This is a genomic window from Pseudomonas fluorescens, from assembly GCF_900636825.1.
In the GTDB taxonomy this organism is placed as follows: Bacteria; Pseudomonadota; Gammaproteobacteria; order Pseudomonadales; family Pseudomonadaceae; genus Aquipseudomonas; species Aquipseudomonas fluorescens_BG.
Map to the genome: position 1 here is coordinate 3617468 of NZ_LR134318.1, position 23586 is coordinate 3641053.

General features: G+C 59.5%; 24 protein-coding genes. 15 read left to right on the forward strand and 9 right to left on the reverse strand.

Annotated features, from left to right (window positions below; genetic code table 11):
• Positions 1–96: 96 nt before the first annotated feature.
• The 5 genes from EL257_RS16315 to EL257_RS16335 all read left to right on the forward strand — a co-directional run bounded on the left by EL257_RS16315 (position 97) and on the right by EL257_RS16335 (position 4778).
• Complete coding sequence (locus EL257_RS16315; protein WP_126364340.1) at positions 97–921, forward strand: NAD-dependent epimerase/dehydratase family protein; 825 nt, start codon at positions 97–99, stop codon at positions 919–921.
• Positions 922–964: 43 nt separating this feature from the next.
• A complete protein-coding gene (locus EL257_RS16320) occupies positions 965–1858 on the forward strand; it encodes an SMP-30/gluconolactonase/LRE family protein (protein WP_126364342.1) in 894 nt (297 codons plus the stop codon).
• 61 nt (positions 1859–1919) lie between these two features.
• Positions 1920–2894 carry a TRAP transporter substrate-binding protein gene (locus EL257_RS16325; protein WP_126364344.1) on the forward strand — a complete coding sequence of 325 codons (975 nt, stop codon included), beginning with the start codon at positions 1920–1922 and terminating at the stop codon, positions 2892–2894.
• Positions 2895–2970: 76 nt separating this feature from the next.
• The gene (locus EL257_RS16330) at positions 2971–3498 is read left to right on the forward strand and encodes a TRAP transporter small permease (protein ID WP_126364346.1); all 528 of its coding nucleotides are present in this window, start codon (positions 2971–2973) and stop codon (positions 3496–3498) included.
• Positions 3498–4778, forward strand: a complete 1281-nt coding sequence (locus EL257_RS16335; protein WP_126364348.1) for a TRAP transporter large permease — start codon at positions 3498–3500, stop codon at positions 4776–4778. Before EL257_RS16330 ends, EL257_RS16335 begins: the two co-directional genes overlap by 1 nt.
• A 94-nt stretch (positions 4779–4872) precedes the next feature.
• Here EL257_RS16335 and EL257_RS16340 read toward each other — a convergent pair whose 3' ends face one another.
• From EL257_RS16340 to EL257_RS16350, 3 genes are all read right to left on the reverse strand, one after another.
• Positions 4873–5673 (reverse strand): sulfite exporter TauE/SafE family protein, encoded by an 801-nt coding sequence (locus EL257_RS16340; protein ID WP_126364350.1) that lies wholly within the window; start codon positions 5671–5673, stop codon positions 4873–4875.
• Between the two features lie 9 nt (positions 5674–5682).
• On the reverse strand, positions 5683–6927 hold the full coding sequence (locus tag EL257_RS16345) for an NAD(P)/FAD-dependent oxidoreductase (RefSeq protein ID WP_126364352.1): 1245 nt from the start codon (positions 6925–6927) through the stop codon (positions 5683–5685).
• A 167-nt stretch (positions 6928–7094) separates the two neighbouring features.
• The gene (locus EL257_RS16350; protein ID WP_126364354.1) at positions 7095–7436 is read right to left on the reverse strand and encodes an ArsR/SmtB family transcription factor; all 342 of its coding nucleotides are present in this window, start codon (positions 7434–7436) and stop codon (positions 7095–7097) included.
• A 91-nt stretch (positions 7437–7527) separates the two neighbouring features.
• On the opposite strand from EL257_RS16350, the gene EL257_RS16355 reads away from it, so the two are divergent.
• On the forward strand, positions 7528–8391 hold the full coding sequence (locus EL257_RS16355) for an MBL fold metallo-hydrolase (protein ID WP_126364356.1): 864 nt from the start codon (positions 7528–7530) through the stop codon (positions 8389–8391).
• Positions 8392–8478: 87 nt separating this feature from the next.
• Here the strand turns inward: EL257_RS16355 and bkdR are convergent, their stop codons facing one another.
• The gene (bkdR, locus tag EL257_RS16360; protein ID WP_126364358.1) at positions 8479–8967 is read right to left on the reverse strand and encodes a Bkd operon transcriptional regulator BkdR; all 489 of its coding nucleotides are present in this window, start codon (positions 8965–8967) and stop codon (positions 8479–8481) included.
• A 185-nt stretch (positions 8968–9152) separates the two neighbouring features.
• On the opposite strand from bkdR, the gene EL257_RS16365 reads away from it, so the two are divergent.
• The 5 genes from EL257_RS16365 (at position 9153) to EL257_RS16385 (ending at position 15356) form a co-directional block, all read left to right on the forward strand.
• The gene (locus EL257_RS16365; RefSeq protein ID WP_126364360.1) at positions 9153–10388 is read left to right on the forward strand and encodes a 3-methyl-2-oxobutanoate dehydrogenase (2-methylpropanoyl-transferring) subunit alpha; all 1236 of its coding nucleotides are present in this window, start codon (positions 9153–9155) and stop codon (positions 10386–10388) included.
• Between the two features lies 1 nt (position 10389).
• Entirely contained in the window at positions 10390–11448 is a 1059-nt protein-coding gene (locus EL257_RS16370; protein ID WP_007952909.1) for an alpha-ketoacid dehydrogenase subunit beta, read from the forward strand.
• Entirely contained in the window at positions 11449–12717 is a 1269-nt protein-coding gene (locus EL257_RS16375; RefSeq protein WP_126364362.1) for a dihydrolipoamide acetyltransferase family protein, read from the forward strand.
• Between the two features lie 4 nt (positions 12718–12721).
• A complete protein-coding gene (gene lpdA / locus EL257_RS16380; protein ID WP_126364364.1) occupies positions 12722–14095 on the forward strand; it encodes a dihydrolipoyl dehydrogenase in 1374 nt (457 codons plus the stop codon).
• A 241-nt stretch (positions 14096–14336) separates the two neighbouring features.
• A complete protein-coding gene (locus tag EL257_RS16385) occupies positions 14337–15356 on the forward strand; it encodes a branched-chain amino acid aminotransferase (protein WP_126364366.1) in 1020 nt (339 codons plus the stop codon).
• A 149-nt stretch (positions 15357–15505) separates the two neighbouring features.
• Here EL257_RS16385 and EL257_RS16390 read toward each other — a convergent pair whose 3' ends face one another.
• From EL257_RS16390 to EL257_RS16400, 3 genes are all read right to left on the reverse strand, one after another.
• Complete coding sequence (locus EL257_RS16390) at positions 15506–16327, reverse strand: TIGR03915 family putative DNA repair protein (protein ID WP_126364368.1); 822 nt, start codon at positions 16325–16327, stop codon at positions 15506–15508.
• A complete protein-coding gene (locus tag EL257_RS16395; protein ID WP_126364370.1) occupies positions 16324–17544 on the reverse strand; it encodes a putative DNA modification/repair radical SAM protein in 1221 nt (406 codons plus the stop codon). The genes EL257_RS16390 and EL257_RS16395 overlap by 4 nt, the downstream gene beginning before the upstream one ends.
• Positions 17545–17929: 385 nt before the next feature.
• Entirely contained in the window at positions 17930–18295 is a 366-nt protein-coding gene (locus tag EL257_RS16400; protein ID WP_126368164.1) for an FKBP-type peptidyl-prolyl cis-trans isomerase, read from the reverse strand.
• Positions 18296–18428: 133 nt separating this feature from the next.
• On the opposite strand from EL257_RS16400, the gene EL257_RS16405 reads away from it, so the two are divergent.
• Both EL257_RS16405 and EL257_RS16410 read left to right on the forward strand, forming a co-directional pair.
• On the forward strand, positions 18429–19475 hold the full coding sequence (locus tag EL257_RS16405) for a M4 family metallopeptidase (RefSeq protein WP_126364372.1): 1047 nt from the start codon (positions 18429–18431) through the stop codon (positions 19473–19475).
• A 14-nt stretch (positions 19476–19489) separates the two neighbouring features.
• Positions 19490–19801, forward strand: coding sequence for a protealysin inhibitor emfourin (locus tag EL257_RS16410; protein WP_126364374.1), 312 nt, complete (start codon positions 19490–19492; stop codon positions 19799–19801).
• A gap of 40 nt (positions 19802–19841) precedes the next feature.
• On the opposite strand, the gene EL257_RS16415 is transcribed toward EL257_RS16410, so the two are convergent.
• Entirely contained in the window at positions 19842–20150 is a 309-nt protein-coding gene (locus tag EL257_RS16415) for an RcnB family protein (protein WP_126364376.1), read from the reverse strand.
• A 384-nt stretch (positions 20151–20534) separates the two neighbouring features.
• On the opposite strand from EL257_RS16415, the gene EL257_RS16420 reads away from it, so the two are divergent.
• Together EL257_RS16420 and EL257_RS16425 are read left to right on the forward strand one after the other, a co-directional pair.
• Positions 20535–21827, forward strand: coding sequence for an MFS transporter (locus tag EL257_RS16420; protein ID WP_126364378.1), 1293 nt, complete (start codon positions 20535–20537; stop codon positions 21825–21827).
• A gap of 12 nt (positions 21828–21839) precedes the next feature.
• On the forward strand, positions 21840–22610 hold the full coding sequence (locus EL257_RS16425) for a substrate-binding domain-containing protein (protein WP_126364380.1): 771 nt from the start codon (positions 21840–21842) through the stop codon (positions 22608–22610).
• On the opposite strand, the gene EL257_RS16430 is transcribed toward EL257_RS16425, so the two are convergent.
• Positions 22600–23514: a LysR family transcriptional regulator gene (locus EL257_RS16430; RefSeq protein WP_126364382.1), complete on the reverse strand. Its 915-nt coding sequence runs from the start codon at positions 23512–23514 to the stop codon at positions 22600–22602. The two genes, EL257_RS16425 and EL257_RS16430, sit on opposite strands and share 11 nt — an antisense overlap.
• Between the last annotated feature and the right edge of the window lie 72 nt (positions 23515–23586).

The window sequence follows — 23586 nt, forward strand, 5'->3', positions numbered from 1 at the left end:
AGTCGCGTTGACAAGATCCGGAAACCCTACCGATACTTCAGCGCAGTCATACGACAACCTACAACAAACCTAATAACAATGTGTTCAGGGATTGCCATGACGTCTACTTCTACCCCCCGCGCTCCTTTCAATCGCCTATTGCTGACCGGCGCGGCCGGCGGCCTGGGCAAAGTACTGCGCGAACGCCTGCGTCCTTACGCGAACGTGTTGCGCCTGTCCGATATCGCCGCCCTCGCCCCGGCAGCCGATGAGCATGAAGAAGTCGTACTCTGCGACCTCGCCGACAAGCAAGCCGTGCATCAACTGGTCGAAGGTGTGGATGCGATCCTGCACTTCGGCGGCGTCTCGGTTGAGCGTCCTTTCGAAGAAATTCTCGGTGCCAACATCAGCGGCGTCTTTCACATCTACGAGGCCGCACGCAAGCACGGTGTGAAGCGAGTAATCTTCGCCAGTTCCAACCACGTCATCGGTTTCTATAAGCAGGACGAAAAACTCGACGCCACTTCGCCGCGCCGCCCTGACGGTTACTATGGTTTGTCCAAGTCCTACGGCGAAGACATGGCCAGTTTCTACTTCGATCGCTACGGCATCGAAACTGTCAGCATCCGCATCGGCTCCTCGTTCCCGGAACCGCAGAACCGCCGGATGATGCATACCTGGCTAAGCTTCGACGACCTCACGCAACTGCTCGAACGCTCGCTGTACACGCCGAACGTCGGTCACACCGTGGTCTACGGCATGTCCGCCAACAAAGACGTCTGGTGGGACAACCGCTACGCCGACCACCTCGGCTTCGAAGCCAAGGACAGCTCGGAAGTATTCCGCGACAAGGTCGAAGCGCAACCAATGCCGGCCGACGATGATCCCGCGCGGATCTATCAGGGTGGCGCCTTTGTTGCTGCAGGCCCGTTTGGCGACTGATCGTTCGACTTGATCCCCTTCAATAAACACCACGGGAATGAGTATGCAAGCCGAATTGATCGTCGACGCCCGCAATGCGGTCGGTGAAAGCCCGGTGTGGGTGCCGCAGGATAACGCGCTGTACTGGGTCGATATCCCCAACGGTGGGTTACAACGCTGGAGCGCTGACACTGGTCATGTAACGTCCTGGAAAGCGCCGGAAATGCTCGGCTGCATCACTCGCCACCGCAACGGCGGCTGGGTGGCCGGCATGGAAAGCGGCTTCTTTCGCCTGCATGCGCACAGCGACGGCAGCCTCGACAGCGAATTGCTCGCCAACGTTGCGCACAGCCGCCCCGACATGCGGTTGAATGATGGTCGCTGCGACCGTCAAGGGCGTTTCTGGGCCGGCAGCATGGTATTGAACATGGGCCTCAACGCACCTGAAGGTCGACTCTATCGCTACAACGCAGGGCAGTCCGGAGTGGTCGAGGCGCAGCTTGACGGTTTCACCGTGCCCAATGGCCTCGGCTTCAGCCCCGACGGCAAGATCATGTATTTGTCCGACTCGCATCCCAATGTGCAACTGATCTGGGCTTTCGACTACGACACCGAGACCGGCACGCCGTCGAATCGCCGGGTGTTTGTCGACATGAACCAGTTCGCTGGCCGTCCTGACGGTGCCGCCGTGGATGCCGATGGCTGTTACTGGATCTGCGCCAATGATGCCGGACTGATTCACCGCTTCACGCCGGACGGTCGCCTCGACTATTCGCTGGAAGTCCCGGTGAAGAAACCGACGATGTGTGCGTTCGGTGGCAGCAACCTGGACACCTTGTTCGTCGCCTCGATTCGCCCCGGCGATGACCACGATCCGCAATCCCTGGCCGGCGGCGTGTTCGCTCTGAAGCCCGGCGTCAAAGGCCTTGCGGAACCCGAGTTCAACGATTTGCTTTAGACCCTCTGCTGCACCGCTGCGCCTTGAACACAAAAATAACAAGACTGGAGACTCACCCCCCATGAACTTCAAACGCACCTTGCTCGCCGCTGCACTCCCGCTGATCTTCACCTTCGCCGGTGCCGCTCAGGCAGACATGAAACTCAAATTCGCTGACATCCATCCCGCCGGTTATCCAACCGTGGTGGCCGAAGAAAGCATGGGCAAGGCCCTGACCAAGGAAACCAACGGCGAGCTGACCTTCCAGTACTTCCCGGGCGGCGTGCTCGGGTCGGAAAAAGAAGTCATCGAACAGATGCAGGTCGGTGCGGTGCAAATGTCGCGCGTCAGCCTCGGTATCGTTGGCCCCGTGGTGCCGGACGTGAACGTGTTCAACATGCCGTTCATTTTCCGCGATCAACAGCACATGCGTAACGTGATCGATGGCCCGGTGGGCGACGAGATCCTCGACAAGATCACCAACTCCGAATTTGGTCTGGTAGCCCTCGCGTGGATGGACGGCGGCACTCGCAACATCTACACCAAGAAACCGGTACGCAAACTCGAAGACCTCAAAGGCATGAAAATCCGCGTGCAGGGCAACCCTATGTTCATCGACATGATGAACGCGATGGGTGGTAACGGCATCGCGATGGACACCGGCGAGATCTTCAGCGCCTTGCAGACCGGCGTGATCGACGGCGCGGAAAACAACCCGCCAACCCTGCTCGAACACAACCACTTCCAGAACGCCAAGTTCTACAGCCTGACCGGTCACCTGATCCTGCCAGAGCCGATCGTGATGTCGAAAATCACCTGGGAAAAACTCACTCCCGATCAACAGCAACTGGTCAAGAAAGCCGCCAAGGCTGCCCAGGCCGAAGAGCGTGTGCTGTGGGACAAGAAGTCCGCAGCCAGCGAAGAAAAACTCAAGGCTGCCGGCGTCGAGTTCATCGAAGTCGATAAAAAACCTTTCTACGACGCCACCGCTCCAGTACGGGAAAAGTACGGCGCGAAGTACGCCGACCTGATCAAGAAAATCGAAGCCGTTCAGTAACGCCTCCCGCTCTGTACTCATGAAAAAGGCCCGGCGCGCCTGATGTTCGAGGCGCGCCCGGTTACGGTGGAACCCGATGAAGAATCTGCTGCTGCGTATCAACGACAAGATCTACATGACGTGCATCTGGGTCGCCGGCCTTTCCGTCCTGGCGATTTCTTTGATGATCCCTTGGGGCGTGTTCGCCCGCTATGTGTTGGGCACTGGCTCGAGCTGGCCGGAGCCCACCGCGATCCTGCTGATGATGGTGTTCACCTTCATTGGCGCCGCCGCCAGTTACCGCGCCGGTGCGCACATGGCCGTGGCCATGCTCACCGACCGCATGCCGCCAGCGCTGAAATCTGCGGCGGCGATTGTTTCGCAGCTGCTGATGGCGGCGATCTGCATCTTCATGACCATCTGGGGCGCGAAGCTGTGCATGTCGACCTGGAACCAGTTCATGGCCGCCCTGCCCGACCTGCGGGTTGGCGTGACGTACTTGCCGATCCCGTTGGGCGGCTTGCTGACGCTGATTTTTGTCGTGGAAAAACTCCTGCTCGGTGACCAGAGCAAACGTCGGGTCGTGCAGTTCGACCTGGTTGAAGAAAGTGAAGGTGCCGTTTAATGGACGCTCTGATTCTGCTGGGCAGTTTTATCGTGTTGATCCTGATCGGCATGCCGGTCGCTTACGCGTTGGGCGCCGCTGCGCTGATCGGCGCGTGGTGGATCGATATTCCATTCCAGGCGGTGATGATCCAGGTCGCCTCGGGAGTGAACAAATTCTCGCTGCTGGCCATCCCGTTCTTTGTGCTGGCCGGAGCAATCATGGCCGAGGGCGGCATGTCGCGCCGCTTGGTCGCGTGTGCCGGAGTGCTGGTGGGTTTCGTGCGCGGAGGCCTGTCGCTGGTCAACATCGTCGCCTCGACGTTCTTCGGTGCGATCTCCGGTTCCTCGGTGGCCGACACTGCGTCGGTAGGTTCGGTGCTGATTCCGGAAATGGAACGCAAGGGCTATCCACGGGAGTTCTCCACTGCGGTGACCGTCAGTGGTTCGGTGCAAGCCCTGCTGACCCCGCCAAGCCATAACTCGGTGCTCTACTCGCTGGCCGCCGGCGGCACCGTTTCGATCGCTTCGCTGTTCATGGCGGGCATCGTCCCGGGCCTGATGATGAGCGCCTGCCTGATGGTGCTGTGCCTGATCTTCGCGAAAAAGCGCAACTATCCCAAGGGCGAAGTGATCCCGATGCGCCAGGCGCTGAAGATCGTCGGCGAAGCCCTGTGGGGCATGATGGCGATGGTGATCATCCTCGGCGGCATCCTCTCCGGCATCTTCACCGCCACTGAATCGGCGGCGATCGCGGTGCTGTGGTCATTCTTCGTGACCATGTTCATTTATCGCGATTACAAATGGAGCGAGCTGCCCAAGCTGATGCATCGCACGGTGCGCACCATTTCCATCGTAATGATCCTGATCGGTTTCGCCGCCAGCTTCGGCTACATCATGACCCTGATGCAGATCCCGGCGAAGATCACCACGATGTTCCTGACGCTGTCGGACAACCGTTACGTGATTCTGATGTGCATCAATGTGATGCTGCTGATGTTGGGCACGGTGATGGACATGGCGCCGCTGATCCTGATCCTCACGCCGATCCTGATGCCAGTGATTCTCGGCATCGGTGTCGATCCGGTGCAGTTCGGCATGATCATGCTGGTCAACCTGGGGATCGGATTGATCACACCGCCAGTGGGCGCCGTGCTCTTCGTCGGCTCGGCGGTGGGCAAGGTCAGTATCGAAAGCACTGTGAAAGCCCTGCTGCCATTCTACGGCGTGCTGTTCCTGGTGCTGCTGCTGGTGACTTACGTACCGGCAATTTCGCTGTGGCTGCCGCATCTGGTGTTGTAACCGTCTGAAAAGATCGCAGCCTTCGGCAGCTCCTACAGGACCGCAGTCTCTCGTAGGAGCTGTCGAGTGCAACGAGGCTGCGATCTGTTGCTCTTCACGCCCGCAACAACATGTACCCCGCCACCACCAGACAGACACTGGCAAATCCCACCTGCAACGCCCGCGCCGGCAACTGCGCGCAAAGCGTACGGCCGATAATCATGCCGACCACACTGGCAATGATGAACGCCGCGCCCTGACGGTCGATCCGCACGCCCGCGTGAAACGAGCCGATCACGCCAATCACGGAAATCAGACTGATCACCATCAATGACGTGGCAACGATGCCGCGCATCTGCACATCGGTCAGTTGCTTGAACGCCGGCACGATCAAAAAGCCGCCACCGACGCCGAGCAAACCGGACACCAGCCCGGTGATCGCGCCCAAAGCCGCGAGCGTCGCGGTGCATTTGGCGGTCCAGTCGAAGCGTCCGGTTTCAACGTCGAGCATGCAGTTCTTCTGGCCCCAACTGGCATGCCCATGATCGCTTGGGCCCGCTTGCCGACGCTCTTTTCCGAGCATTCGCCAGGCGACCATAACCATCAGCAGACTGAACAGGATCATCAGGATCTTCTCCGGCAACTGGTGCGCGAAATAGATCCCCAGCGGCGAAAACACCGCCCCCAGCGCCGCGATCAACAGGGCCGCGCGATAACGCACCAGGCCATGCCGCAAACCATCGATCGCACCGACCGCCGCCGCACTGCCGACCGCGAACAAGGCGACGGGCGCCGCTTGGGTCATTGTCCAGCCGAGCCCGAGCACCAGCGCCGGCACCGCGAGAATGCCACCACCGGCCCCGGTCAGACCGAGGACCAGCCCCATCACCACGCCAAACAGACTTGCCAGCAACATAGGGTTTTCTCAGTCAACCTTGGAGAGACGTGTCAGCCACTCGCGGCCCTTGAGCATGCCGTTCCAGTAGAACCACGGCAGCAGCGAAGCCTTGAGCCACCAGGCCGAACGGCGGGCAACGGTCGGGTCCAGCGGGAAAGTCGGCAGCAGCTTGCCGCCATAGCCGAATTCGGCAAGGATCACCTTGCCCTTCTCCACCGTCAGCGGGCAGGAGCCGTAGCCGTCGTACTTCAGCGGCAGGGGTTGCTGCTGACGCTGAGCAAACAGGTTTTCGGCCACCACGACAATTTGCTTGCGCACCGCCGCTGCGGTTTTGGCGTTGCTGGTACCGCAGACATCGCCGAGGGCGAACACCTCGGGATAGCGCGGATGCTGCAGGCTGTGCGGATTGACTTCGCACCATCCGGCGGCATCGGCCAGGGCACTCTGCGCAATGAAGTCCGGCGAGACCTGGGGCGGGACGACGTGGAGCAGATCAAAGATTTTCGCTTCGCGGGTCACGTTGCCGTCGGCGTCCTTGACCTCGAACCAGGCGGTTTTCGCCGGGCCGTCAACTTTGACCAGATTCGAATTGAACGCCAGTTGCGCGCGGTATTTTTCGATGTATTTCATCAACGGTGGTACGAATGTCGCCACGCCGAACAGTGCGGCGCCAGCCAGATTGAATTCGACGTTGATGTTGTGCAGTGCGCCGGATTTGCGCCAGTGATCGCAGGAAAGATACAGCGCCTTTTGTGGCGCACCGGCACATTTGATCGGCATCGCCGGCTGGGTAAACAGCGCCCGGCCATCACGCAGTTTCTGCACTTGATCCCAGGTGTATTGCGCATGCTGGTAACTGTAATTGGACGTCACGCCGTGCTGGCCGAGGCTTTCCTGCAAGCCCTCGATTTTCTCCCAGGCCAGGCGCAGGCCCGGGCACACGACGAGGTTTTGGTAGCTGACGGTGCGTTGGTCGTTGAGGGTGAGTTGGCGCTGGTGCGGATCAATGGCGGTGACGCTGGCCTGAATCCACGTCGCTTGCCGCGGCATGACCTTGCTCATCGGCCTTGCGGTGTCCTTGGCGTCATAAGCCCCGCCGCCGACCAGCGTCCACGCCGGCTGGTAGTAGTGCTGCGAACTCGGTTCGATCACGGTGATGTTCAGATGCGGATCACGCTTGAGCAAACTGGCGACAAAACCGATGCCCGCCGTGCCGCCGCCGATGACCACGATATCGGCACTGATGGATGGGCCCCAGTGTTGATCGTTCATTGCTTGTTCCTTTTGCTGCACGCAAGGGTGTGTTCGGGTCAAACCGATGAACCTGTGGGAGCTGGCTTGCCAGCGATAGCGGTGCGTCACTCACATAAATGTTGGCTGATAAGCCCTCATCGCTGGCAAGCCAGCTCCCACAGGGTAATTACTGTTCCGGCTGGCATTTATGGCTGTTCCCAGCTCTTGAGCACCGCTCCGCAATAAAGCCCTGACAAGGTCTTCATCACTTGAATGACTTCGTGACTGGCCAGGCCGTAGAAAATGTATTTGCCTTCACGGCGCGTCGCGACCAGGCCTTCATCACGCAAAATGCCCAATTGCTGCGACAGCGTCGGCTGACGCACACCGGTCATTGTTTCCAGCTCGCCGACATTGCGCTCACCCTGGGTCAGTTGACAGAGGATCAACAAGCGATCTTCATTGGCCAACGCCTTGAGCAGCGCGCAGGCCTTGGATGCGGAGGCACGCAGTTGGGCAACTTCACTTTCGGTCAGACTGGATTGCATTTGCACGAGGCCTTGGACGTCACTTAAGCTGCGAACATTATGTTTTTACATAAAGTGTTGCAACCCTGAATTCCCAGCACAGGTTTTCCCCATGCCCGCCCTGATTGAAGCTTTCCTCGACCCCGCCTCCTCGACCTACAGCTATGTGGTCTACGAAGCCGACGGCGGACTGTGCGCAATCGTCGATCCGGTGCTCGATTACGACGGCGCCGCGGGTCGCACCTGCACCACTCAGGCAGACAAGATCATTGCCTTCGTCCGCAAGCATCAGCTGCAAGTGCAATGGTTGCTGGAAACCCATGCCCACGCCGATCACCTCTCCGCCGCGCCTTACCTGCGCCGTGAACTGGGCGGCAAGATCGCCATCGGCGAATCGATCAGCAAAGTGCAGAACGTGTTCAAGACGTTATTCAATCTGGAGCCGGAATTCAGCGTCGACGGCTCGCAGTTCGATCATCTGTTTGCGCCCGACGAGTCGTTCATGATCGGCAATCTCAAAGCCACCGCCCTGCACGTCCCCGGCCACACGCCTGCGGATATGGCGTACCTGATCGATGGCGAGCAGATTCTGGTCGGCGATACGCTGTTCATGCCGGATGTCGGCACGGCGCGCTGCGACTTTCCTGGCGGCAACGCGCAGCAGTTGTTCAGGTCGATCCAAAAGCTCCTGGCCTTCCCGGCCAGCGTGAAGCTTTACGTCTGCCACGATTACCCGCCCGAGAGCCGCGCCTCGCACTGCCAGTCAACGGTCGGCGAACAGCGCAAAAGCAATATTCATGTGCATGACGGAATCGATGAAGCGGCGTTCGTCGAGATGCGCACAACGCGTGATGCCGGGCTGGGCATGCCGACGCTGTTACTGCCGGCGATCCAGGTGAACGTGCGGGCGGGAAATTTCCCCGCGGCCGAAGACAATGGCGTGGTTTACCTGAAGGTTCCGCTCAACAAGCTTTAAGGTCAAAAGATCGCAGCCTTCGGCAGCTCCTACATTTGGAATACGGTGCAACTGTAGGAGCTGCCGAAGGCTGCGATCCTTTGATTTTCAGCTCCCCAACGTCAACCCATTGACCGGCAACGGCAACGCCGTCTTGTAGCGCACTTGCTTGAGAGCAAAGCTTGAGCGGATGTTCGCCACGCCCGGAACCTTGGTCAGAAAATCCATCATGAAACGCTCCAGCGACTGAATGCTCGGCACCAGCACCCGGATCAGATAGTCCGGGTCGCCGGCCATCAGATAGCACTCCATCACCTCGGGCCGGTCGGAGATCGCTTCCTCGAAATGCTGCAGCGCTTCTTCGACCTGTTTCTCCAGGCTGACGTGAATGAAAACGTTGACGTGCAACCCCAGCAAATCCGCGTCCAGCAGCGTCACCTGTTCGCGAATCAGGCCCAATTCTTCCATTGCCTTGACCCGATTGAAGCACGGCGTTGGCGACAGATTGACCGAGCGCGCGAGGTCAGCGTTGGTGATGCGCGCGTTCTCCTGAAGACTGTTGAGAATGCCGATATCGGTACGGTCCAGTTTGCGCATGGGACAAAACCACCTGTTTTTTATGTTTATGCAGATTTTTTATCTGCAAATGATCGCAAGCGCAACGAAACAGAGATAAATATTCTTCTTGCCCCGGCCTATGATTGTTGTAGGACAAGAATTCTTCTACCGAGGAATGACTGCCAGCTCACTACAAGAAATTCACAAGATCGAGCGTAGAAGCCATGACCCAAGCGTATGAACCGCTGCGCCTGCACGTCCCTGAACCTTCGGGCCGTCCCGGCTGTAAAACCGACTTTTCCTATCTGCATCTCACCGATGCCGGTACGGTGCGCAAACCTCCCATCGATGTAGAACCGGCCGACACCGCCGACCTGGCCCGTGGCCTGATTCGCGTGCTCGACGATCAGGGCAACGCCCTCGGCCCATGGGCTGAAGACGTCCCGGTAGAGATTCTGCGCAAAGGCATGCGCGCCATGCTCAAGACGCGCATCTATGACAACCGCATGGTCGTCGCGCAGCGTCAGAAAAAGATGTCGTTCTACATGCAGAGCCTCGGTGAAGAGGCGATTGGCAGCGCTCAGGCGCTGGCGCTGAACATTGATGACATGTGCTTCCCGACCTACCGCCAGCAAAGCATTCTGATGGCCCGCGACGTTCCGCTGGTCGACCTGATCTGCCAACTGCTGTCCAACGAGCGCGACCCGCTCAAGGGTCGCCAGTTGCCGATCATGTACTCGGTCAAAGACGCTGGTTTCTTCACCATTTCCGGCAACCTCGCCACTCAGTTCATTCAGGGCGTCGGTTGGGGCATGGCCTCGGCGATCAAGGGCGACACCAAAATCGCTTCGGCGTGGATCGGTGACGGTGCTACCGCCGAATCGGACTTCCACACTGCCCTCACCTTCGCTCACGTTTATCGCGCGCCGCTGATCCTCAACGTCGTTAACAATCAATGGGCAATTTCGACCTTCCAGGCCATCGCGGGCGGTGAAGCCACCACTTTCGCCGGACGCGGCGTTGGTTGCGGCATCGCCTCGCTGCGGGTCGATGGCAACGACTTCTACGCGGTTTACGCCGCCTCGGCCTGGGCTGCCGAACGCGCCCGCCGCAATCTTGGCCCGACCATGATCGAATGGGTCACCTACCGCGCCGGCCCGCACTCGACCTCCGACGACCCATCGAAATACCGCCCCGCCGATGACTGGAGCCACTTCCCTCTCGGCGATCCCATCGCACGTCTGAAACAGCATCTGGTCAAGGCCGGCCATTGGTCGGAAGAAGAGCACGCCGCCGTCAGCGCCGAACTCGAAGCCGAAGTGATTGCCGCGCAGAAACAGGCCGAGCAGTACGGCACCTTGGCTGGCGGGCAGATCCCGAGCGCCGCGACCATGTTCGAAGACGTTTACAAAGAGATGCCGGAGCATTTGAAGCGCCAGCGTCAGCAGTTGGGGATCTGACATGAACGACCACAACAACAATATTCAGTTGGAAACCGCCATGACCACAACCACCATGACCATGATCCAGGCCCTGCGCTCGGCCATGGATGTGATGCTTGAGCGTGATGACAATGTCGTCGTGTTCGGTCAGGACGTCGGCTACTTCGGCGGCGTGTTCCGCTGCACCGAAGGCCTGCAGACCAAGTACGGCACCTCGCGGGTGTTCGACGCGCCGATTTCCGAAAGCGGCATCGTCGGCGTAGCCGTCGGCATGGGCGCATACGGTTTGCGGCCGGTCGCCGAAATCCAGTTCGCCGACTACGTCTACCCGGCTTCCGACCAGATCATTTCCGAAGCGGCGCGCCTGCGTTATCGCTCGGCGGGTGAATTCACCGCACCGATGACCCTGCGCATGCCGTGCGGCGGCGGCATCTACGGCGGCCAGACCCATAGCCAGAGCATTGAGGCGATGTTCACCCAAGTCTGCGGCCTGCGCACTGTCATGCCGTCCAATCCTTACGACGCCAAAGGCCTGCTGATCGCTTCCATCGAAAATGATGATCCGGTGATCTTCCTCGAGCCGAAGCGCCTGTACAACGGCCCGTTCGACGGCCATCACGATCGCCCGGTAACGCCGTGGTCGAAACACCCTGCCGCGCAAGTGCCGGACGGCTACTACACCGTGCCGCTGGATGTCGCCGCGATCACTCGTCCGGGCAAGGACGTGACCGTGCTGACTTACGGCACCACCGTTTACGTTTCGCAAGTTGCTGCTGAAGAATCAGGCGTAGATGCCGAAGTCATCGACCTGCGCAGCCTGTGGCCGCTGGACCTGGAAACCATCGTCAAATCGGTGAAGAAAACCGGCCGTTGCGTCGTAGTCCACGAAGCGACCCGCACCTGCGGTTTCGGCGCCGAGCTGGTGTCGCTGGTGCAAGAGCATTGCTTCCATCACTTGGAAGCGCCAATCGAACGCGTCACAGGTTGGGACACCCCCTACCCGCACGCGCAGGAATGGGCGTATTTCCCAGGGCCGTCCCGAGTGGGCGCGGCGTTGAAACGGGTCATGGAGGTCTGAATGGGCACGCACGTTATCAAGATGCCGGACATTGGCGAAGGCATCGCAGAAGTGGAACTGTCGCAATGGCACGTCAAGGTCGGCGATCTGGTGGTTGAAGACCAGGTGCTGGCGGACGTGATGACCGACAAGGCGATGGTCGATATTCCGTCGCCGGTCCACGGCAAGGTGATCGCGCTTGGCGGTCAGCCGGGTGAAGTGATGGCGGTTGGCAGTGTGCTGATCAGCATTGAAGTCGAGGGTGCCGGCAACCTCAAAGAATCAGCCGCTCCGGTTGTTACCAAAGAGCCTGTTGCGCCGAAAGTGGAAGCTGCTGTTGAAAGCAAACCTGCGCCAGCTGCCGCGCGCCCTGCTCCTGTTTGCCAGGGCCCGATGGTTGCTCGCGAAGCAGACGAACGTCCGCTCGCCTCGCCAGCCGTGCGCAAGCATGCGCTGGATCTGGGTATTCAGTTGCGTCTGGTACGCGGCACCGGCCCGGCTGGTCGCGTGTTGCATGAAGATCTCGAGGCGTATCTGGCACAAGGTCAGTCCAACGCCTCGGCGCCGGTCGCCGCTGCATACGCCCAGCGCAACGACGAAGAACAGATCCAAGTCATCGGCATGCGCCGCAAGATCGCGCAGCGCATGCAGGAGGCCACGCAGCGGGCAGCGCATTTCAGTTACGTCGAAGAAATCGACGTGACGGCGATCGAAGAACTGCGCGCGCATCTGAATGAAAAGCATGGCGCCAGCCGCGGCAAGTTGACCTTGTTGCCGTTCCTCGTCCGCGCGCTGGTCGTTGCCCTGCGCGACTTCCCGCAGATGAACGCACGTTATGACGACGAAGCCCAGGTCATCACCCGCCTCGGTGCCGTGCACGTCGGGGTCGCCACGCAAAGCGATGTTGGTTTGATGGTGCCGGTGGTACGTCACGCCGAGGCGCGCAGCCTGTGGGACAGCGCTGCGGAAATCTCGCGTTTGGCCACTGCCGCACGCAATGGCAAGGCCAGCCGCGACGAATTGTCCGGTTCGACCATCACCCTCACCAGCCTTGGCGCGCTGGGCGGCATTGTCAGCACACCGGTATTGAACCTGCCGGAAGTGGCCATCGTCGGCGTGAACAAAATCGTCGAACGGCCGATGGTCGTCAAAGGCCAGGTGGTGATCCGCAAGATGATGAATCTTTCCAGCTCGTTCGATCACCGCGTGGTCGACGGCATGGACGCGGCACTCTTCATCCAGGCCATTCGTGGTTTGCTCGAACAACCTGCAACGCTGTTCGTGGAGTAATCGAATGCAAACTCTTAACACCACGCTGCTGATTATTGGCGGTGGCCCTGGCGGTTATGTCACAGCGATTCGCGCCGGACAACTGGGCATTCCAACGATTCTGGTTGAAGGTCAATCGCTCGGCGGTACGTGCCTGAACATCGGCTGCATCCCGTCGAAAGCGCTGATCCATGTGGCTGAGCAGTTTCACCAGACCCAGCATCACAGCCAGCATTCGGCCTTGGGTATCAGTGTTTCCGCGCCCACCCTCGACATCACGAAAAGCGTCGAGTGGAAGGACGGCATCGTCGATCGCCTGACCACCGGCGTCGCTGCGCTGCTGAAGAAAAACAAGGTTCAGGTCATCAATGGCTGGGCCAAGGTCATTGATGGCAAGACCGTGGAAGTCGGCGACACGCGCATTCAGTGCGAGCATCTGGTGCTGGCCACGGGTTCGACCAGCGTCAACTTGCCGATCCTGCCGATTGGCGGGCCGATCATCTCCTCCACCGAAGCGCTGGCCCCGACGTCGGTGCCAAAACGCTTGACCGTGGTCGGCGGCGGTTATATCGGTCTGGAGCTGGGCATTGCCTATCGCAAGCTTGGCGCTGAAGTCAGCGTTGTCGAAGCGCAGGATCGCATCCTGCCAGCCTACGACGCTGAGCTGACGCAACCGGTGCATGACGCGCTGAAGCAATTGGGCGTGAAGCTGTATTTGAAACACAGCGTGCTGGGTTTCAACGGCACGTTGCAGGTGCGCGACCCTGAAGGAGAAACGCTGAATCTGGAAACCGATCAGGTGCTGGTAGCCGTCGGTCGTAAACCCAACACCCAGTGTTTCAATCTCGAAGCATTGAACCTTGAGATGAACGGCTCGGCGATCAAGATCGACAACCGTTGCCAGACCAGCATGCGCAACGTCTACGCCATCGGCGATTTGAGCGGTGAGCCGATGCTCGCTCATCGCGCCATGGCGCAAGGGGAAATGGTGGCCGAACTGATTAGCGGCAAAAGCCGCGAATTCAGCCCGACCGCCATCGCCGCCGTGTGCTTCACCGACCCGGAACTGGTGGTGGTCGGCAAGACGCCGGACGAGGCCAAGGCTGCGGGCCTGGACTGCATCGTTTCGAATTTTCCATTCGCCGCCAATGGCCGAGCAATGACGCTGGAGTCGAAAAGCGGCTTCGTGCGCGTGGTTGCGCGGCGGGATAACCATGTAATTGTCGGTTGGCAAGCGGTGGGTGTCGGGGTTTCCGAGTTGTCGACAGCATTTGCGCAGAGCCTGGAAATGGGCGCGCGGCTGGAAGACATCGGCGGCACCATTCACGCGCATCCGACCTTGGGCGAAGCAGTGCAGGAAGCGGCATTGCGTGCTCTGGGGCATGCATTGCACCTTTGAAGAGCAGAAGATCGCAGCCTTCGGCAGCTCCTACAGGAGTTCGCCGATTCTGTACGAGCTGCCGCAGGCTGCGATCTTTTGATCGTTCCCACCCAGAGCGTAAGAACGATCAAACATGGGAACGATCGGTGGCGTGAATTCCGGCTGCGAAACCGCCCAAGAATGAAGTATTGTTGTGCCCATCCAAAAAACGTCAGAAGCCTTGAACCGTTTCGGCGGTTGTTCAGTGATAGAGGGTGTCATGGGTAACGAAAGCATCAATTGGGACAAGCTGGGTTTTGACTACATCAAGACCGACAAGCGCTATCTGTCGTACTTTCGCGATGGCGAGTGGGACAAGGGCACCCTGACCGAAGATAACGTCCTGCACATCAGCGAAGGCTCGACGGCCCTTCATTATGGTCAGCAGTGCTTCGAAGGTATGAAAGCCTATCGTTGCAAGGATGGCTCGATCAACCTGTTCCGCCCGGACCAGAACGCCCTGCGCATGCAACGCAGCTGCGCGCGTCTGCTGATGCCGACGGTCGACACCGAGCAGTTCATCGAAGCCTGCAAAGAAGTGGTTCGCGCCAACGAGCGCTTCATCCCGCCGTACGGCACTGGCGGCGCGCTGTACCTGCGCCCGTTCGTGATCGGCGTGGGTGACAACATCGGCGTGCGCACCGCACCCGAGTTCATCTTCTCGATCTTCTGCATTCCGGTCGGCGCCTACTTCAAGGGCGGTCTGACCCCGCACAATTTCCAGATCTCCAGCTACGACCGCGCCGCGCCACAGGGCACCGGTGCTGCCAAGGTCGGTGGCAACTACGCCGCAAGCCTGATGCCTGGCTCGAAAGCGAAGAAAGCCAACTTCGCCGACGCCATTTATCTGGACCCGATGACCCACACCAAAATCGAGGAAGTCGGTTCGGCCAACTTCTTCGGGATCACCCACGACAACAAGTTCGTGACGCCGAACTCGCCATCGGTGCTGCCAGGTATCACTCGCCTGTCGCTGATCGAACTGGCGAAATCGCGTCTGGGCCTGGAAGTGGTAGAAGGCGATGTGCTGATCGACAAGCTCGCGGACTTCAAAGAAGCCGGTGCTTGCGGTACCGCTGCGGTGATCACGCCAATCGGCGGCATCAGCTACAACGACCACCTGCACGTGTTCCATAGCGAAACCGAAGTCGGCCCGGTCACTCAGAAGCTCTACAAAGAGCTGACGGGCGTACAGACCGGCGACATCGAAGCGCCAGCGGGTTGGATCGTCAAGGTTTGATTTGACGATTGCTGATACGCAAAAGCCCCCCACCAAGTGATTGGTGGGGGGCTTTTTTATGGGTTACAGCAAGATCAAAAGATCGCAGCCTGCGGCAGCTCCTGCAGGGGATTTGTGGAGGAGCTGCCGCAGGCTGCGATCTTTGATCACTATTTCAATGCAATCCGTTTGCCGCCTCGCCCGGCAATCCCGCTCGCTTGCCCATTCTGCTGCTTGCCCATCCTGGCCTGAGTGATCAGCCCCGGAATCAACTCGCCCTCTGGAAGGTTCTTCCAGAACCGCGCTGGCAAGTGCCCCTGCATGACCTTCTCGTTCAACCGCGCCGGGTTGAAGATGTGGCTGTAATAGGTCAACCACAGATCGCCATGGGGATCGTCGACGTTTTGCGCCAGTTGCTGCCACTCCAAGGGGCATTCGCGATGGTGGATCAGTTGTTCGCCATCGTAATAAACGCCGTCACGCGGCGTGGCGATTAACCAGCGGTGCTGGCCCATGCGTCCGATGAAGTGTTCGCTGGCGCTGTGCAGGATGTCGTGGGCCGGCTCGTGCCACGCGACGTATTGCGGGCCCTGGTCGCTTTTCGGTCGCTCGATGAAGCGCACAAATGCATGCAGATGGTGGGCTTCACGGCGCACTTGTTTGATCCGACGCTGCAACTCACTGCCCAGTTTGTCCCCGGCGAGCATTGCCGTGCGGTCACCGTGACTGACACGCCACAGTACTTCGTAAAGCAGACTCCAGCGCTGATCGCCGCGGTATTGCGAAGCCTGTTCCAGCGTATCGAGCAAAACCCGCGGGATTCTCGCCAGGAACGGCCCCTGCCCTTCGGGCACCGGGTCATCAGTGGCGAATAAATCGCCCACTCCTTCCGACGCCCAACTCACCAGACTCGGGTCGATTTCATGGCTTAGCAGCCAACGGGCCTGCTGACGCCAGGTATCGAACAGATCGTCGCAATCGAGATTGATCATCCCCACAATCCCATCTGTTGCGGCATCGGCCGGTCACGCAACTGCTGGTAGAGCATATGACTGGTGACTTCGGCCTGTTGTGGGTGATAGTCGCTGGTAATTATGAACGGCTTGGCCTTGGCCAATACGCAGCGCATGCGGGCGAGATCCTCGTAGCGGATCCGCCGCTGACGGCGTAACTCCACCAGACGCTCGGTCGTGCGCAGACCGATGCCGGGAATGCGCGCGATCAAGGACGCTTCGGCCCGATTGAGATCAAGCGGAAAGACTTCGCGATTGTGCAACGCCCAAGCCAGTTTCGGATCGATGTCCAAGGCCAGATTGCCTGGGCCCTTGAGTAATTCGTCAGCCTTGTAGCCATAGCTGCGCAAGAGGAAGTCGGCCTGATACAAGCGGTGCTCGCGCATTAGCGGCGGCGCGGCCAGGGGCACGCTTTTCGGGCTGTCGGGGATCGGGCTGAACGCCGAATAATAAACCCGGCGCAGGCGAAAATTGCCGTACAAGGCCTGAGCGCCATGCAGGATCGTGCTGTCGTCGGTGTCATCGGCGCCGACGATCATCTGCGTGCTTTGCCCTGCCGGGGCGAATTTGCGTGAGCGAGGTTCGTTCAGAACGGTCTGCTCGCCCGTGTAGATAGTCTGCATTGCCTGCTTGATCGAGCCGATGTGCTTTTCCGGCGCCAGCGTTTGCAGGCTGGCGTCGGTAGGCAATTCGATGTTGACGCTCAAGCGATCGGCGTAGCGCCCGGCTTCTTCAATCAGTGCGGGATCCGCTTCGGGAATCGTCTTGAGATGGATGTAGCCGCGAAACTCGTGCTCTTCGCGCAGCAGCCTGGCGACTCGCACCAATTGCTCCATGGTGTAGTCCGCCGAGCGAATGATGCCGGAGCTGAGGAACAAACCGCTGACGCAATTGCGCCGGTAAAAGTCCATGGTCAGGGCCACGACTTCTTCCGGCGTGAAGCGCGCACGGGGTACATCGCTGGAGCGGCGATTGACGCAATACTGGCAATCGTAAAGACAGAAGTTGGTCAGCAGGATCTTCAGCAACGACACGCAACGCCCGTCGGGCGTATAGCTGTGGCAAATCCCCATGCCATCGGTCGAACCCAGCCCGCTCTTGCCCTCGGAGCTGCGCTTGGGCGCGCCGCTGCTCGCACATGACGCGTCGTACTTGGCGGCGTCGGCGAGAATGCTCAGCTTGTCGATGATTTGCATGGCAAGGGCCCTGTACTGTGTGCATATACAGTATAGAGTCGCGAACACAGAAACAAGCCGACGCATGACCCCTCGTCGGCTCGAGGCCAAGATCAAAAGATCGCAGCGTTCCGCAGCTCCTACAAAACGCTTTAGGCGCTGCGGAGTGCAGAAACAAGCCGACGCATGATCCCTCGTCGGCTTGAAGCCAAGATCAAAAGATCGCAGCGTTCCGCAGCTCCTACAAAAGCGCGAAAGGCGTTGCGGAATGCGGAAACAAGCCGAGGCGTGAACCCTCGTCGGCTTGAAGCCAAGATCAAAGGATCGCAGCGTTCCGCAGCTCCTACAAAGCCCTGTAGGAGCTGCGGAACGCTGCGATCTTTTGATTCGGCCGTTTCAGTCCGCGTCAGCCAGAGCCACTTGCGCCCCCTACCTCAATCCCCCGCGTCAAAACCTCCAGCAACTCGATTTCGAATACGAGGTTCGAATTCGGCGGGATTTTGCCCATCGTCCGTTCGCCGTAACCCAGGTGCGCCGGTACCCACAATTTACGTTTGCCGCCCACCTGCATGCCAATCAAGCCTTGATCCCAACCCTTGATTACGCGGCCGGTGCCAATGACGCACTGAAATGGTTTGCCACGGCTGTAGGAAGAATCGAACTCGGTGCCATCTTCCAGCCAGCCCGTGTATTGGGTGGTAATCAAGGCACCTTTGACCGCGGCTTTGCCGTCGCCCGGTTGCAGGTCGATGATTTGCAGTTCGTCTGTCATGTCATTGGCTCTGTTGAGATTGTCGCGGACGGCGTTTTTCGCAGAATCCATCGCCAATGGCAATCCATGGAACCGAAAACCCGCGCGGCGGCTCACATGTTTATCGACATCGTATGACGACAAGGATGCTTTGATGACCGACTCTCGAATGCTGCACAGCTTCATTCCGCCCTACATCCTCAACCGTATCATCGCCCACGGTTCGGGCCCGCAGCGCAATGCCGCGATGCAGACCCTCAATCATGTGCGCAGCCTGTTGCCCAACCCCGGCAAACCTTCTCAGCCGCCAGCACGAGCGATTCTGCCGGAGGCGAGCAAACCCGGCCTGGCACGGCGCAGTGTGCACGACGCGCAAAACAAAATGCTCTTGCCGGGCATGCCGGTTCGCCTCGAAGGCCAGCCACCGTCGGGCGATCCGGCGGTCGATGAGGCTTACGACGCTTTGGGCGCCAGCTATGATTTCTTCTGGAAAGTGCTCGGTCGCGATTCAATCGACAATCAGGGATTTGCCCTCATCGGCAGCGTGCATTACGGCCAGGGTTACGAAAATGCTTTCTGGAATGGCGCGCAGATGGTTTTCGGCGATGGCGACGGTGAAATCTTCCAGCGCTTCACTCGCTCGCTGGACGTCATCGGCCATGAACTCGCCCACGGCGTTACCGAGAGTGAGGCCGGGTTGATTTATGCCAATCAGTCCGGCGCGTTGAACGAGTCGCTGTCGGACGTATTTGGCGTGCTCACCAAGCAATACGCACTCGGGCACACCGTCGAGCAGGCGGACTGGCTGATCGGCGCCGATCTGCTGATGCCGAAGATTCAGGGCAAGGCCCTGCGCTCGATGTCACACCCCGGCACGGCGTACGACGACCCGCTGCTGGGTAAAGACCCGCAACCGGATCACATGCGCAAATTCGTCATCACCAGCGAGGACAATGGCGGCGTGCATATCAATTCGGGCATTCCCAACCGGGCGTTTTATCTGGCGGCGCGGGCAATGGGTGGATTCGCCTGGGAAAAGGCCGGGCGCATCTGGTACGACACGCTGTGCGATCAACGCCTGACCCAGGATGCGACATTCGACGCCTTCGCCAGGCTCACCATCGACCACGCCGGCCAGCGCTTCAGCGCCAAAGAAGTCGACGCAGTGCAGCAGGCCTGGGCTCAGGTCGGCATCGAATAATCCGAGGAGGCTGTATGAAAACGCTACCCGAGCTGGATGACGATTCCGTTTTACGCGTATCTCGCCAGGGTGGCGTTGCGGCGATTCACAGCCTGACCCGCCCGCGCGAAATCGAGTTCGCGCAATGCGATATCACCCAGCGGTCGCGGATTTGCTCGGTATTGGAAGGGTGTCTGCCGCTCGACAGCAGCGAGTCGGGACGCGGCGATCAACGCTTCTATCAGATAGAAGTGCGTTATCAGGCGGGGGAAATGGTGCTGAAGGTGCCGGAGGACCGGGCGCCGGGAGATTTGGTGCACCTGTGGGACAAAGGGGAGCTTTTGTAAAAGCCCCCCGCTATCAGCTTCTAATCAATAGTGACAAAGCTTAACGCTCGACCGGTTGCATCTCGACAATCGTGCCGTTGGTGATCATCACCATGACGTAATGGTCATTGATCTGCACCCACTGGGCTTGTTCGATCGGGGCTTTCAGGCCTTTGGCTTTCCAGTTTTTCAGGGCTTTGTCCTCGCGCTGATACATTTCCGGCGCGCGGTCGTTGACCTTCAGTTGACGGTCGCTGGTCGGTGATTGCACCGAGGGATCGCTGGAGGTTTGCGCCGCTTGAACAATGGGCGTGATCCCGGCAATACCGGCGACGAGGGCCAGGCTGGCGATTAGGGTTTTGCTGTTCATCGGTGAACCTCTGTCAGATAGGTAGTACCTGATCTCCGACTGCGCGGCGCGCGAAACATTCCTTGTTTTTTTGCGCGAATCGGGTGCTGCAAGGGCTATGTCGGTCAGGGCGGCATTGCTTGAATTCAATTGAGTACAGCGGTTGGGTACATTCGATGGAAATGGTCTGCCGTCGGGCCGTCATCGCTTGCAGGCAAGCTCCCACATGGATTTTCTACATTCCATGAAACGCAGCGCTTCAAATTGATTGATCCGCTCTGCGCATCAATCCATGCCAACAATGCAATTAACAGATTGTTACATCTGCGCCACCATCCACCTCAATAAGATCCGTGCGCTGACTCTCCGTAGCGCACGTCATAAAAGCGGTGGAGTACTTTTCCTATGACAGCTTCAATCCAGAAAGGCGGCTCGCGGGCCGGCGCCATTTTCCGAGTGACCTCGGGCAACTTTCTCGAACAATTCGACTTCTTTCTGTTCGGTTTCTATGCGACGCAGCTTGCCGCGGTGTTCTTCCCGGCGAGCAGTGAGTTCGCCTCCCTGATGATGACGTTCGCGGTATTCGGCGCAGGCTTCCTGATGCGTCCGCTGGGCGCCATCGTGCTGGGTGCGTACATCGATGACGTCGGTCGCCGCAAAGGTTTGATCGTCACGTTGTCGATCATGGCCAGCGGCACGATCCTGATTGTGCTGGTGCCCGGCTATGAAAGCATCGGTCTGTTCGCCCCGGCGATCGTGCTGATCGGTCGGTTGCTCCAAGGCTTCTCGGCCGGTGCGGAACTGGGCGGTGTGTCGGTCTATCTGGCCGAGATTGCCACTCCGGGCCGCAAGGGTTTCTTCACCGCTTGGCAGTCGGCCAGTCAGCAAGTCGCAATCATCATCGCTGCCGCGCTCGGCTACGGCCTGAACCAATGGATGGCGCCGGATGTGATTGCCGATTGGGGCTGGCGCATTCCGTTCTTCGTTGGCTGCATGATCGTGCCGTTCATCTTCTTCCTGCGCCGGAATCTGGCGGAAACCGAAGAGTTCACCGCGCGCAAACATCGTCCGAGCATGAGTGAAGTGTTCCGCACGCTTGGCCAGAACTGGGCCGTAGTGATTGGCGGCATGCTGATGGTCGCGCTGACCACCACCGCGTTTTATCTGATTACCGTATACGCGCCGACTTTCGGCAAAACCGTGTTGCACTTGAGCACGTCCGATGCGCTGTTGGTGACCCTGCTGGTCGGCGTATCGAATTTCTTCTGGCTGCCGATCGGCGGCATGTTGTCCGACCGCATCGGCCGTCGCCCGGTGTTGATCGCGATGGCGCTGCTGGCGCTGGCCACGACCTACCCGGCGCTGTCGTATCTGGTGCAGTCGCCAAGTTTCAGCCACATGTTGCTGTCGCTGCTGTGGCTATCGTTTATCTACGGTTTGTACAACGGCGCAATGATTCCGGCGCTCACCGAGATCATGCCAGTGGAAGTGCGCGTCGCCGGATTCTCCCTCGCCTACAGCCTGGCTACCGCGATTTTCGGTGGATTCACCGCGGCCATGTCGACCTTCCTGATCCAGTACACCGGCGATAAAGCTGCGCCGGGTTACTGGATGAGCATCGGTGCGCTGTGTGCGCTGTGCGCCACCCTTTATCTGTACCGCCGTGCCGGTGGTCGTCTGCAACCTGTTGCGGCCTGAGGAAAACTCGCCATGAAAAAACTCGTTACTGTCACCGCCCTGCTCGCCGGGCTCGCGTTCAACGTCGCCGCCCAGGCTGAACAACTGAGCGTGATGACTTCGGGCGGTTTTACTGCCGCCTACAAAATCCTCGGGCCGAAATTCGCTGCTGCCACCGGCAATACCCTCGCCACCAGCCTCGGCCCTTCGATGGGCAAGGCGCCCGAGGCGATCCCCAATCGCCTGGCGCGCGGTGAGCACGCGGACGTAGTGATCATGGTCGGCTATGCCCTCGACGAGTTGATCAAACAAGGCAAGGTCGACCCCGCATCGCGGGTAGAACTGGCGGATTCGCGGATCGGTCTGGTGGTGCGTGAAGGCGCGCCGAAACCGGACATCAGCAGGGTCGACGGCTTGAAGAAAACCCTGCTCGACGCGCAATCGGTGGCCTATTCCGACAGTGCCAGCGGCGTGTACATCGAGCAGCAATTGTTCAAGAAACTCGGCATCGAAGATCAGCTGAAACCGAAGGCGAAGATGATTGCGAAGATTCCGGTGGGCTCGGTGGTCGCCACTGGCGACTATCAACTGGGCTTCCAGCAGGTCAGCGAATTGCTGCCGGTGCCGGGCGTGAGCTTCGTCGCGAAAATTCCGGAATCGGTGCAATCGGTCACGCGTTTCGCCGCCGGGATTCCAGTCAAGGCCGAGCATCCGGAAGAAGCCAAAGCCCTGCTCGCCTACCTTGCCGCGCCCGCTGCGCAGGTTGACGTGCAAGCCACCGGCCTGGATTCGGTCAAGCGCTGATCAATGGCGGCTGGACTTTCATTTCCACCACCAGCCGCTCCAGTTCCAACGCCGCCGGGGTCAGTGTGCGACCCCGGCGTTTGATGATGCCGACACTGCGCATTACTTGCGGATCAGTCAGTGGCACTCGCGTCAGGATCGGATGATCCGGCCCGGGCATCGCCATCAACGGCACGGCCGCCACGCCTAACCCCGCCTCCACCAGACCGATCATCGTCGTCACGTGCCGCGTTTCGCAGATGCTCGCGCGCTGCGGCACCACACTGCTTAACGCCTGATCGAGCAGAAAACGGTTGCCCGACGTCTTGTCCAGCGAGATGTAATCCTGCTGATAGAACTCCTCCCACGTCACGCTGCTGCGCCCGGCCAACGGGTGATCGCGGCGACAGGCAACCACGTAGCACTCCTGCACAAGCGGTTCGAACTCGACTTTGGCATCCTGCGTGCCCAAAAAACTCAAACCGAAATCCGCCTCGCCATTGACCACCGCACTCAGCACATCGTGGGCACTGGAATCAAGGACTTTGACTTTGATGCGCGGAAATTGCTGGTGATAACGGGCGACAACGCGGGGCATGAAGTAATACGCCGCCGAGGGCACGCACGCGACGGTGACGTGGCCGAGTCGCGTCGAGGCCACTTCACTGATGCCCAGCAACGCGACATCAAGATCATCCAGCAACCGCTCGACACTCGGCATGAAACCACGCCCGGCCTGGGTCAAGCTGACCTTGCGCGTGGTGCGCTCGAAGAGTTTCACGCCGAGGGCGTCTTCAAGTTTCTCGATGCGCCGGCTCAGCGCCGGTTGCGACAGACGCACGGTGTCGGCAGCCTTGCGGAAACTGCCCTGCTCGACCACCGCGCGGAAGGCTTGCAAGTCGTTAAGATCGAAGTTGATGGCCATGGCGTTTCCGGAAATTGATGCGCAGGGATTATAAATGTAACCAGTTGATGCAAATTATGACAGCAACCCGCA